General features: G+C 33.1%; 7 protein-coding genes. All 7 read right to left on the minus strand.

The genetic code is table 11. The features are described from left to right. Window position 1: 1 nt before the first annotated feature. The 7 genes from ACM55F_RS07620 to ACM55F_RS07650 all read right to left on the minus strand — a co-directional run bounded on the left by ACM55F_RS07620 (window position 2) and on the right by ACM55F_RS07650 (window position 13,823). Window positions 2-3,193, minus strand: a complete 3,192-nt coding sequence (locus ACM55F_RS07620; RefSeq protein WP_416853208.1) for a type I restriction endonuclease subunit R — start codon at window positions 3,191-3,193, stop codon at window positions 2-4. After that, complete coding sequence (locus tag ACM55F_RS07625; RefSeq protein WP_416853209.1) at window positions 3,190-4,689, minus strand: ATP-binding protein; 1,500 nt, start codon at window positions 4,687-4,689, stop codon at window positions 3,190-3,192. Before ACM55F_RS07625 ends, ACM55F_RS07620 begins: the two co-directional genes overlap by 4 nt. A gap of 9 nt (window positions 4,690-4,698) precedes the next feature. After that, on the minus strand, window positions 4,699-6,402 hold the full coding sequence (locus ACM55F_RS07630; RefSeq protein WP_416853210.1) for an ATP-dependent nuclease: 1,704 nt from the start codon (window positions 6,400-6,402) through the stop codon (window positions 4,699-4,701). Window positions 6,403-6,463: 61 nt separating this feature from the next. Continuing rightward, the gene (locus ACM55F_RS07635) at window positions 6,464-9,619 is read right to left on the minus strand and encodes a P-loop NTPase fold protein (RefSeq protein ID WP_416853211.1); all 3,156 of its coding nucleotides are present in this window, start codon (window positions 9,617-9,619) and stop codon (window positions 6,464-6,466) included. Between the two features lie 13 nt (window positions 9,620-9,632). Beyond that, the gene (locus tag ACM55F_RS07640) at window positions 9,633-11,105 is read right to left on the minus strand and encodes a hypothetical protein (RefSeq protein WP_143386630.1); all 1,473 of its coding nucleotides are present in this window, start codon (window positions 11,103-11,105) and stop codon (window positions 9,633-9,635) included. Between the two features lie 11 nt (window positions 11,106-11,116). Further along, window positions 11,117-12,271: a restriction endonuclease subunit S gene (locus ACM55F_RS07645; RefSeq protein ID WP_416853212.1), complete on the minus strand. Its 1,155-nt coding sequence runs from the start codon at window positions 12,269-12,271 to the stop codon at window positions 11,117-11,119. Next, entirely contained in the window at window positions 12,255-13,823 is a 1,569-nt protein-coding gene (locus ACM55F_RS07650; protein WP_416853214.1) for a type I restriction-modification system subunit M, read from the minus strand. Before ACM55F_RS07650 ends, ACM55F_RS07645 begins: the two co-directional genes overlap by 17 nt. Window positions 13,824-13,864 lie beyond the last annotated feature (41 nt).

The following is a 13,864-nucleotide window of genomic DNA, read 5'->3' on the forward strand; positions in this document are numbered from 1 at the left end:
CTTAACTATTTTGATATTTCTTAAAGTTCTCTGCCTGTTCAAAAATTTCTTTATAGACTTCGTCTCTATCTACAGGTGGGTAACCATTTTCAGCTAAAAGTATAATTAAGCCTACTTTTAATTCCGCTTTGATGTCATCCCGTTTACTCCAGTCTGTATATTTTGCTTTGTCATCAACCACTTCTTTTACTTTTTGTGCCAAAAGAATTAATTTATCTTCGGGATATTCGAAGTCATATTTTATGGCCAAGGCTTTCAGGATGTCATAAAAAGCTTTCTCCTCAAAGTCAATTCCCAGGTCTTTGAAGGAATCTTTTTCTTTTTTTAAGGCATAGTATAATTCAATAATTTCATCTGTGAAATCTTCCAATACTTCACTTCGCAGTACATCACTTTCTTTTCGTTCGTTGTATTTATCAACGATGAATTGCAAACGCTTAGAAAAGTCAATTCCGGTTATTTTATTAATTTTCTTTACATCCTCAATAGCTTTGGCCAAAAGCTTCTGTAAAAGCTTGATTTTGGTATTAGGGAGCTTGATTTTATCAATCTTTGCCATATAATCCTCAGAGAAAATATCCACTTCGGTTTGATTGTCTTCTCCCAATTTAAAAATTTCTTCTACACCATTGCTCTCAATGGCTTCCTGTAGCATTTGGCGCACTTTATTGTTCATTTGGGAACTGTCAGGCGCTACTCCTTTAGTTAGTTTGAACACTATGGAGCGCACAGCTAAATAGAAATGAATTTCGTCTCTTTCTGTTTCATCAAACACGCCACTACCGGAACAAATATCGTAAGCCGATTTTAATCGTTTTACAATGTACATGAACCTTTTTTCCAACTCTTGGGTGAGTTGTACAAACTCTGCTGCCTGATTTAAGGTCCGTAATTGTTCTATGGGTGAACCCTTGAAGTATTTTGATTTATCGAATTTATGAAATAGTTTCCCCAGTAAATCCAATTGGTCTTTAACAACTACAATGGATTGTTCAATATCTTCAATGTTTTGGGCATCGGCACTGCTGTATTGTGCTAAAGCCAAATTCATTTGTTTTTTGATTCCGATATAATCGACTATCAAGCCTTTTTCTTTACCTTCAAATTTTCGATTAACCCTTGAAATGGTTTGGATAAGGTTGTGTCGTTGTATCGGCTTATCAATATACATCGTGTCCAAGAAAGGCACATCAAAACCAGTTAGCCACATATCCACCACAATAGCGATTTTAAAATTGGATTTTTCATTTTTAAACTGTCGGTCTAACTCTTTACGGTCTTCCTTGGTTCCTAACAGATTGTATAATACTTCCGGGTCATCTTTACCTCTGGTCATCACCATTTTGATGCGTTCCATTGGTTTGATTTCCTTTTGTTCCTTTTCGGAAAGTACAATTCCATCTTCTGCAATTTTCACTTCGCCCCATTCCGGACGGAGTTCCAAAATGTTTTTATATAATTCGTAAGCGATGGGACGGCTGCTGCAAACAAACATTGCTTTTCCTTTTACCGTCGCCCCTTCTGCAATTCTGTTTTCATAATGCTTTACAAAATCTTCGGCTACGGTTTTCAATCGTGTGGGGTCACCAATAATGGCGTTCATTTGTGCCATGGCTTTTTTACTTTCCTCCACCTGATGTTCGTTACTGCCTTCTTCGGCACAACGGTTATAGTATTCTTCAATTTCCTGAAGTTTCCCGTTATTGAGCAGGACTTTGGCCGCACGACCCTCATAAACAATACGTACCGTGATTTCATCAATTACGGATTCCTTCATCGTATAAGTATCGACTATATCACCAAATACATCAATCGTGGCATCAATGGGAGTTCCTGTAAAACCTACATAAGTGGCATTAGGCAGGGAATCGTGCAAATATTTAGCAAAGCCGAAAGTTTTAGAAACCCCATTCTCGGTCACTTTTATTTTCTGATCCAGATTGGTTTGACTTCGGTGCGCCTCGTCGGATATACAGATTACATTATTTCGGTCGGTCAATAATCGGGTATCTTCCGTAAACTTGTATATGGTCGTCAGGAATACGCCACCACTATTTCTGCCTTGCAATAGTTCTCTTAGTTGACTTCTGCTTTCTACACTGATAATCATTTCATCACCAATAAATCCTTTGGCATTGGTAAATTGTCCCGACAATTGGTCATCCAAATCAGTTCTGTCGGTTATCAATACAATGGTCGGACTTCCAAAATAAGTGCTTCTCATCAGCAAACGACTCAAGTACAACATCGTGTAACTTTTGCCACAACCTGTGGTGCCAAAGTAAGTGCCGCCTTTTCCATCACCTTCAGGACGTTGATGTATTCTTATATTTTCAAATAGTTTAATCGCGGCATAGTATTGAGGATAACGGCAAACTATCTTTTCATTTTTCTTGGAACTGTCCGGAAGATAAATGAAATTCTGAATAATGTTTCTTAACCTATTGCGATTGAACATACCCTGAATGAGCGTAAACATGGCATCTATACCATCCACTTCATTGACCATGCCTTCAATTTTACGCCAGGCATAAAAGAATTCGTAGGGCGCAAAGAAAGAACCGGCTTTGGTATTCACTCCGTCACTAATAACACAAAACGCATTGTATTTGAAGAGTTCGGGAATGTCTCTTTTGTATCTTGTAGTCAATTGAACAAAAGCATCGTGTATGGTGGTGTTTTCCTGAATGGCTGTTTTGAATTCAAAAACCACCAATGGCAATCCGTTGATGTACAGAATTAAATCCGGAATACGCATTTCATACCCTTTAATCGCCAATTGATTGACAATTCTATAGGTGTTGTTATCCTGTTCTGAATAATCAATCAACTGAATATAAACATCCTTTTGGTTACGATCTTCACGTTTCAACAAAAAACCATCACTTACCATTTTCATAACGGTTTTGTTGGTTTCATACAAATCCGAAGCAGGCAAACGATCTAAATCCCTTAAGATAGAATCGATTTCGTTTTCGGTAATCTTTTCTGTCCTGTATTGGCTTCGCAGGTAATTTTTTAAATCCTCTGTAATCAGGACTTTTTCACTTACCACATGACCATAAACAGTTGGAGGTTCGGCCAAACCGTTGAATTCTGTTTTACGCACTTCACCGCCCGGAAGATGCGTCATAGCTTCCTCTTGCAGTAGGTGAATAAATGCCTTTTCTAATTGTGATTCTGTGAATTTCATTTTTGTTCTATTATTTTCCAATAACCTATCTTGTCTGTGCCCTCCCTCCCAATTATAGTGGCATCTCTCAATATCTTAATATTTTTTTCAATTGTACTCAGCGAAATCCCAAGTAGATCTGCAATATTTTGGCGAGTTAAATCTGACTTAATGGAGATTAGCTCTAAAACAAATAATGCTTTTTCGTTATGTTTCTTCCGTATTTCTTCCGTATTTACTCCGTATTTACCCCGTAAATACCCCGTAAATACCCCGTAATTACTCCGTAAAAAAGCAACGTTCGTTTCCTTACCGAGAGTAATTCGGTCAGATAGTAATCCAAATTCCTTTTGAAGTTCTTCAATAGACTTCATTGTACCGGTTGAGACAACAGCTTGGTCGTTTGGCAACTGAGTTGTTTTTTTAAATACAGTAACCAGTATTCCCCCATCCATCGAAATAATTTCCGGCTCCGGCAAGCCCATCTCTTTACAGGCTTCATAAATTTTTAAAGTACCCCGACCCCAAGAATCAATATAACCCGCTTTGAAACAAACGTCGGCTATCAAAGGATTTCTGGGACGTGAAATATGGTGGCGTTTCAAACTTTCCAGCTCCATGCCTTCGGGTAGTAAACCTTCATTCCAAATGGTTAATTTATTATCATACACACGCATTTGAATCATCGAACCCATATAAGAACGATGCACCAAAGCGTTCAGCAGCATCTCTCGTATAGCCGCCACAGGGTACTCATCTTTTTCTATGCGTAGCAAACCTTCGAAGTCGATAGGTTTTGTAAAAAACTTGTAGTTTAACTGATTGGGAACTGTTTTTAGCAATTCCATAATATTGCCTTCTTCAACTTCCTGAAAACGCAGGTCGGCATCGTTGACGCCAAAACGACCTATTTTTACTTTGATGTTGGGATAAAAACGATTCGGGTCTTTTCCGAACAGGATGATGGCGGCTCTTTTGAGTTTGCCGTGATCGAGCAAACGAATTTTTTCCAAAAGTTCTACAGTAGAAAGTTCTCCAATATCATTGGGCATACGACCGCTCTTTAAAGCATCTTTGATGAATGTTTTGATACTGTTCTCGTCTATGTCATCCAAACCGGCACCTTCCTCAATGACATCATCCCAAGTTTTACCTGCTTTTTTGAGTAAAAACTCGTTTAAGGTATTTCCGGTCATTTCCATTTTGGAACTGCCGGAACGGTAATAGTAACGCCCCCGGAGCGACACAGGAACCGAATACGGATTGACTTTGATTTCGATATACTTTTTACCTGCTTCATCATGCAAATTGACGTCGCAAATAATACCCAAATTTTCACGAATTTTATTAGGAAGGGATTCCATCAGCGCTTTGTGATTCTCTAAATGCGTTACCGCACCATCATCATCTTTGCCGATAAAAATAAGACCTCCCACAGCATTGGCAAAACCGCATACCCATTTCAGGTAATCGTCATGCCAGTTTTGTTTCCATTCTATGTTTTGAGATTCGCTCATTATTTAATTCTAAATTGTTAATTCTTGGTTTGCTGTTAACGAAGCTATTGATTTATTAATGTAATCCATATCATGAGTAATAGATTTTGCACCTAAAATATCATCTAACCATTTCAAACAATCAGGAGTTTTAGAGTCTCTATTTATTGTTTGCACAAATTGAAATGCTTTCAAAGGTTTATCTTTTGCACCTTTCAAAGTTATATTATGTGCAACTTCAAAATTTGTAGTATGAACATATCTTCTGGACAAACCTTGTTTTAATTTATTAGCAATTTGCACGTTATCCCAAATTGTTTGATTAAAAATCCACGCAGAATTTTTACTTCCGTCTTTATTAAATTCCAAATCAGTATCGTGAATTGCATAATGTTCAATATGAAATGCAGTGAGTATTTCTTGAAAAAACGGGATGTTATTTTTAGAACCCGTATTTAAAACAAAAACTTCATCTTCAAAATAAAGACGAGTTAATAAATCACGATAAACAATTGCTTCTGTATCTCCTTCAACAAGTAAAACTTTATTAGCATAAAATGTCTCACAAATATTAGGATTAAACCTATTTATCATTTGGACCCGCTGCTTTTGTTCTGCATCTTTAGCAAATAAATCTTGTCCAACTTGATAAGTAAATGAATTTTCGTTTTCATCTTTTGAAACTCTGATTAATGACGAATGCGGTTTAGAAATATCAATCATTAAAGGTGAATGTGTGGCACAAATAATCTGATATGGACTATTCTCCGCTAATTCGTATAAACTTTCCCGTAATTTAAAAGCAATTTTAGGATGCAAAAAAAGTTCTGGCTCTTCATACAAGATAACATATTCTTTCTTTGCACCATTTCTATTTTGTTTTAGAAATGCAAGAAAATTAAATAGTGCTTGTCTAATTACACCATGTCCATTTTGCAGGAAGCTCTCTGTTCTATTTGAATTGATTCGTTCAACTGTTACGGTGTGGTTTTTTTTGAAAGCATCCTCTATTTTTATATTCTCTTCTTTGCTTGCTTGTATTTTTAAGGTTAAATCAGAAAATATTTTTTGAAAATTTTCATTTAAACCAGTGTTTAATTGTTCGACTGCATCTGACCCTGTAATTTTACTTTGAAGTTCTTTGATTTTTGAAGTAATTTCATCACACAAATCAACGTGTTCTAATTTCATTTTTTTGATGAAATCATCTTGAATCAACTTATTAACTTTTTCTTCGAGAGTCGTATCATTTTCCATTGCATTTATAGCAATTGGTGTTGGAGTATATTTCGAAAACAAAGTATCCAAACCACCAAAACCATTAGAGACCCAATCATTTTCTAACGGTGAAAAGGTCTCTTTTTCAAAATTGGTACCAACAGAACTCCATTTTTTTCTTACTCTTACAATATTATCCTCATTAACCCATTTATCTACCCATTTTGGTTCTTTGTTTTTGCCAGAACCTTGTAAATCTAAATCTTCATCATCTTCCTCTTCCTTTAAAAACCATCCTTCTATAATAATGGGAATTTCTCTATCGTGATTATTAAAGTCTTCCAAAGCTGCTTTTTGACTAGGATTTGTGAAAAATTCATAAGCTCTTAAATAAGTTGATTTTCCGGCATTATTTTGTCCAATTAAAAAGATAATATTTGAATTAGAAAATTCAATAATGTTTTGATTGGCTTTTAAACCTCTAAAGTTCGTTATGATTAACTTGTGTAATTTCATAATTATGAGTTTTTCAGATTTTATGTAATTTGAATAAAAAATCAATTATTATTTTAAATAATCATTTTTTTGAAATTTGAATATCCAATTTTGTGGCTAGTAATTTTATGTTTTCACTATTTTCATTTCTATCTCTAATTGCCTGCTTAAAATCAGAGACATCAGCTGATGGTGATTTTTGTAATAATCCCTTTATAGCATCTGAATGCTTCATCTTTAAATTTACTAATCCGCCATCATCAAGAAATTCAACTTTAAAAAATGTTCTAAAAGCATCACCTGGCTTATCATTCAAAACAGATGATTCTATAAATGGATCAATTAAAAACATAAATAAAGCTTTATTAATTAAAGTTCCATCACCGTAGAATTTATCTCTTATATCTTTCAGTGTATTGGTCAAACTGAAGCCTGATTTATTAAAGCTATCAAATAAATAAGACCATTCTTCAGGTTTATTAAATTTTCTACTCAAAATTGACTGTATCAGTGCATTTTTCAGACCTTCAGATGAAAAACTATTCCAACCCTGAAAATCAATAATTTTTAACAATTTAAAATTTGAAGAATCAAAATTATTAAAGATTGCAATCCATTCCTCTTTATCCAACGAACTGAAATACTCATTTGCTAAATTCAGTATGTGTTTCGATAAACTCGAATCATTAGTCTTAAGGAGTTGAAATAAAAATAATGGAAAAGCTATAACGTTTTCAGATTTTATCTCATCGAATTCCCAGCTATTTAAACTCAATAAAAAAATATCAGGATCAATTTCTATGTTACTACATATATCTTCAAAATTTTCTAATAGTTCGTGAAGATTTGCTTTTGAAGAACCAACCTCGTCTGTAATTATTCTTCTAGCAACACTTTTGTATAAAATAGAATCTTTAAAATATTGGGCTCCTATAAGAAAATCATTATAACTAATATAGAATTCTATTCTTTGAGCTATTTTATTCGTAATATCTTCATTATCTGAATTTAAAATAACAGAAAAAGCAGAGGCATAAGAAGAATTAAAATTATTTAATTTAGCCATCCTCATAGCTACTAAATCATAATAAAAATCTTCAGAATCCGTAATTTGTGTTATCAAGGTATAAATTTCGGGATCTGATAACTTTGCTTTTAAAGGTTTTTCTGAAATATCCTTTAGTCGCCTATATAATACAGCCAACTTATTTTTATCTGACTTGTTTGATTGTATTTTATTTGATAACTCTTCTATAAAATCATTTAATTTAAAATCATTTTTTAGGTGGTTTACATAATTTAATTGCGCTAATGAATCAATATCAAGTTCTATTAGGTACTGATTTAGTTCATCATTTTGTGTTGTTAGACAATACTTCTTGTAATTTACTTTTTTATTGGAAACAAACGGGATAAATATTTTTGCTTCAACTTCTGTTACTTTTGAAGATTTTAGCAAAACAAAAATATCTATCTGAATTTTATTGTCATCCAAGAACTTATCGAAATCATCAATGATTTCAGCAAATTTTACGGCATCAAAATTACTACGAATCCTTAGTTGTTCAAGAATAGATCTTATCCAAATTTTGCCTTTGTGAATATCAATATGCTTTACAAGAAGTCTTTGTGAATCTTTTACCTCAGAACTATTATGGCTCATGTTTTTTATCCTTAGATAAATATCATCCCAAATAGATTGTTTTTCAATTTCTGAAATTTTTGAAGTATCTGATAAAGAGTCCAAAACCAAAATCGGATTATCAAAATTTTCAATTTCAGAAAGTACAGATGGAATAATCTTATGAAACGTGCCTGTTTTTGAAATTTCAAGAAATGTTTCAGCATTATTATTCACTAAACTATCTTTTAATTGTTTTCTATAGGCAACTTCAAGAGCGTCATTTGAATTAATTTGATAAGCTAAAGCAGTAATATATTTCTGAAAATTCTCGTCATCTTTGTATAAGTATGATAATCCTTTAAGGAAATCCGCTTCTGTAATAGCTTTCAAAGGATTCTCTATAATAGTATCTTTATTTAAAACAAAAAGAATAATATACCTATCAGGAATAGTATCGTCAAGAAGCTTAATTGATACAATTTCATTTATACAAGCAATAATTTCTCTAGGTGTAATTGAAGTTCTGTACACTTCATAAATTTGTATGATTTTTAGGAATTCTTCTTCATTAATTATCGTAAAAGCTTCTTTCCATCTGTCCTTGAAAAACACTTTCCAATCAGATAAAATGGGTTGAGAAACTCTGTAAACTAAATCAAAAGTTTTATTTACATAATCATTAGCATAATCATTTATTCCGCTGTTAGCGTCCAGTTCCTTAAAAGCATTTTTAATATGAAGCCGATCAAAAGGAATGATGACTTTTATGTTTTTGTATTTCTCTTCTGCGAAAAAAATATGAATTGACGACCAAATACTTAAAATTTGTTTTTTAGGCAAACGATCAAAGTTATCAAAAACTAAAACAAGTTTTTTTTCACCCAAGTCAGCATCAATTTCTTTCATCCAATTTCTGAAGTCCTTAACCGATGGCTCGTTTTCAGAAATAGTTTCAATTTTAGTTTCTTCCTCTTGTTTATTAGTATACACCTGAAATGTTTGTTGTAGGGCTATTTTAAAAGATTGCCATCTACTGCCTTTCCAAATAAGCTGAAATATAACTTTCGAAGAATAAATTATTATGATTAGAAATATCGGAAATAGAATTAGTAATATTTTTATAATAGTATCAGTAATACCATGAAAATCCTTAATATCTTTTATAAATGTATTTAAAGTAGGAACATAGATAATTGATAATAAAGATAAAATAAAACCAATACTCAAATAAGGTCTATTGATAGTCGTTACCTCTTTTTCTTTAGCTAGCAGTCTTTTTAATTTCTCTTTCCATTTTGATTTATTAGAAACCATATTGTTTCCCTTGTCAGAAATAAATTCTGTCAACTCTACTAAAATAGCTTTACGTTGGTCATCTTCTTGATGCCCCCAAACATCATAAATAAAGAATTTAAAATCAGGCAGTTTATTATCTATAATTTTTACAAGATTACTTTTACCTGTCCCCCAAGCACCATCTATTCCAATTATTTGAAAATTTTTATTTTTAATTATATCAGCAACTACGACACCTATTTTCTCTTGTGATTTCCCTTCAAACAAGTCATCTCCAATGGGTAGGTTATCTAAAAAATTTGGTTGAATTTTACTCATATTTTATAAGGGTTTAATTTTTAACCGTTGAAGCAGACTTCTTAGGCGAAGCATTAATAATTACTATATTCTCTTGATTTATTAATTCTAGTTTAGTTAAAGTTCTTTCAACAGTTTTTATCTCTCCCTCAGTATAGCATAAAATAACCTTAATGTCATTGGCTGATTTCGATGCTTTTTTATAAATATCTGTTTGATTTAAAAGATTTCTGCTTAAAGAGGATGATTTTCCGAGCTTAAATTCAACTATAGTTGAGTTATTTGCACCATAAGAAACTTTATAGTCTGCTGGTCCCCTGCCATTGTTAACCTCTGCATTTACATCAAATGGCGTAGCGAACCATGTTAGTTTGAATATTCGTTGGATTGTATCTTCTTTTGCAATAGGGATTCCATCACTGTAAAAAACTCTATATCCATCATTATTCTCAATTACATCTTTTAAAAAATGAACTCTTTTTAATGCTTCATCATAGCTGTTTGGTAATACTTTGTAAAAATCACTATTTTCAAACAAAATATCACCAAGTGAAGAAAGTGCTTCTGTTAGTTCGGAAGTAAGCTTTTTGATCCTGTCTTTAGTTAATTTAGTTACAGTGTCTTTATTGTCTTCTTTAGATTTGATATAATAATCAATAATATCAGGAAATCGACTTGCTGTCTTGCTAATTGCATAAGTTCGATCTTTTTGTGTCGGTTTTTTTGGAAGCAAACTTCTGAAATATTCGTTTATTGAATTCCTTAAATCAGTATTTTTAATGCTATTTGCAACGGATAAAAAGTTAGAATAAAATTCAGAATTATTGATAGCTGATTCATCTTTTGTCAATATATCCAGAGGGGTTAATAGAATAAAATCTCCTCTTTCTTCCAAATACAAGTACGGTAATTGATACTTTTTAGGCATCCATCGTTTGAATCTTTTGTCAAATATTGAATTGACACTAAATTCTTGAATTTGATTTTGAGACAAATATTTTAAGGCAAAATTTTCGGTGTATGTCAATAAGTAATCATAGATTAAATTGGTTGTGAAATCACTGATAAAGTCCCTTCCAATTCCTGGATTTAAAATAGTCAGCTTTTCAATGTGTGTTTCGGAAGTTATATCTTCATCTCCAAAAGAATTGTAAAACCCATTAAAGGATTTAATTATTTTTTTAGCAAAATCTTTACCTAACCCATGACCTTCATTTCCAAATTTAGAAACTCCTAACCAGTTTTGTTTTATTTCTGGAAATCTAAAAAGACTATTCTCTACACCAGCATCCTTATCTTCAATAGCTATTTCTTTAAGAATTAATAAGTGATCTATTAGATTCTGGTGTAATTGTTTATAATTATCATCATCAGAAGCAAACAGTAAGAACGGATCTATAAATAGTGGCATATCAGCGGAAAGACAAATATTAAGTGCTCCATATTCATTCATTTTGGATTTATCTATATCAAAATAGTCGGAAAAAAGTAACTTGAAATTTGCCATACGCTTCTTATTTATGATATTAATTCTAAAGTTTCAACTTTTGTCATCTTCACCAACAACAACTCCCTCAATTCCTCAAGTTTTTGGTTTTCTATATGATGATTTTCAATTGAATCAAAAAATGGTTCAATTATTCTATTAAATTCTAAAATTTTTGATTCATCTGGTTTATTAATTTCAAATGATGCAAGAAGTTTGGCATTAGCTTGTGGTTGTGCAGAACCTTCTGCATTTGACAAAATATAATCTCTATATTCTTGACTATCAATAGTTAATCCCAAAAACAAATTCCATTTGAATTCATTTGGAATTAATCTGACAAGAAATGAAGCAAAAACACAATCTGGAAAATTCTTATGTAATCTTTTGCCATATCCCGCTGTTGCTCCTGTTCTTGCTACAACTATATCACCAGGATTTAGTCTATACTTTTCAAAATCACTGTCTGAAATTTTACAATAGGGTACATTTTTCCAATCAATATTATTTTTTGCAACGTCTGTTATTCTTAAAAATTTAGGACCTATCATTTCAGAAGATGCTGATTCTGTGAATCCATACTGTGTTTTGACTAATTCATTTATTTTTATTTTTTCACAATTACCCTGCTCCACAAACCACTGTTTGTAAATGGATTGTGCTGTTTCTTCTAGTTTAGAAATGAGTTGATTGTTTATGGCAATACGGTTTTGAATAACGTTGTATTCACGGACTATTTCTCTTTGTTTTTCGATGGAAGGAATTGGGAGTTTCATGTCGCAAAATGCTTTCCAATGTAATCCCCCACGAACATCTGCATCAGTGTAAAACCAAGCATTTCTATCAAATTCTTTTCTGGAAAACCACATCATTAAATATTCTGGCAATAGAATATTTGTATCAGTAATTTCAAAAACATCATAAGCAGGAGATACCATAAAAGGCTCATCCTTATTTGATAGTGCAACAGGAATTCTAAAGTCACGACCAACATGCATTCTATTACATGCGAATTGATCTTTTTTTACTATTCTATAATTAGACATATCTGTACCAATAACATTGGCTACTGATGGCATGAAAAATTTATCAATGTTAATGCCTAATAATAAAGTTGCTTCGAGATTAACATTTTTTATTTTGACATCTTTGATATAATCCCCAATACGTTTATAATTCGATTGCATAACCTAGCTCTTTAAACACAGTTAATAAATCGTTTTTAGATTGTGCTTCGGTTTGCAATAATTCACTGAATTCCATTTGCAAAACCTTCATTTTATCTTCAAAATCAATATTCTCATCTCGGTTTACAAAAGTGATGTATTTACTTGGTACCAAAGAAAAATCTTTGGCAACTACTTCTTCTAAGGTAGCCCCATAACAGAATTCCGGTACATTTTCGTAAGTCTCTAAATTGGTTTGCCACGTATGATAGGCTTTAGTAATCTCTAATATGTCTTCTTCCGAAAATTGAGTGTATTTCTTTTCGAACGGGATTCCTTTTTCCCGTAAATCCAAGAACAGTATTTCATTTTGACGATCGCGATAGTTTCGGGTCTCGTCCGGCAAGGGAACCGTTCTTGCTTTTTTGTTTTTATTCAATATCCAAACCGTCACACTAATTCCGGTAGTATAAAACATATTTTGTGGTAAAATCACAATAGCTTCTACCAAATCGTTTTCAATCAGTTTTCTTCGGATTTTGTATTCTTCTCCACCACCAGAAAGTGCACCATTAGCCAAGATAAAACCGGCTACGCCGTTTTCGGAAAGTTTACTCACCATATTCAAAATCCAGGCGTAATTGGCATTACTGGTTGGTGGTACGTCATAGCCTCTCCAACGCGGGTCGTCGACCAGTTCATCAGCAGCTCTCCAGTCTTTTTGGTTGAACGGAGGATTGGCCATGATGAAGTCAGCTTTCAAATCGGGGTGTTGGTCACGTCCAAAGGTATCTGCGGCTACATCGCCCAAGTTGGCAGCAATACCGCGAATGGCAAGATTCATTTTAGCCAGTTTATAAGTCGTTGCCGTATATTCCTGTCCGTAAATAGAAATCTCTTTTTTGTTTCCGTGGTGGTTTTCTATAAACTTAATAGATTGCACAAACATACCTCCGGAGCCACAAGCCGGGTCATAGATAACACCTTTATAAGGTTCAATCATTTCGGCAATGAGGTTTACTATACTTTTCGGGGTGTAGAATTCGCCTTTCCCTTTTCCTTCGGCCAAGGCAAACTTGCTCAGGAAATATTCATACACACGACCCACAATGTCAGTTTGTTTGTCCTTGATAGTGTCAATATTGTTGATGGTATCCAACAAAGCCGCCAACTTACTCACATCCATATTGAGACGAGAGAAGTAGTTATCAGGCAAAGCTCCTTTCAAAGCCGGATTGTTTTTTTCAATGGTATGTAAAGCGGTATCAATCTTCAGCGCGATATCACTTTGCTTGGAATTTTCTATAATGAATGACCAACGAGACTCTTCAGGCAAAAAGAAAATGTTCGACATATTGTAGAACTCCTTCATCTCCAAGTATTTTTCTTTGCCTTCTGTAATCAGTTCTTTGCGGCGTGCTGAAAATTTATCACTGGCAAACTTTAAAAAGATTAATCCCAATACCACGTGCTTGTATTCTGATGATTCTACGGTTCCTCGTAGTTTGTTGGCTGAATCCCAAAGGGCTTCTTCTATGCTTTTTTCTTTTTTAAGTTTAGCTTGTTTGGCCATTTAAATAAATATGATTTTTTAAAATTATTATTTTTTGACGT

Source organism: Flavobacterium melibiosi, assembly GCF_048158545.1.
GTDB classification, from domain to species: Bacteria; Bacteroidota; Bacteroidia; order Flavobacteriales; family Flavobacteriaceae; genus Flavobacterium; species Flavobacterium melibiosi.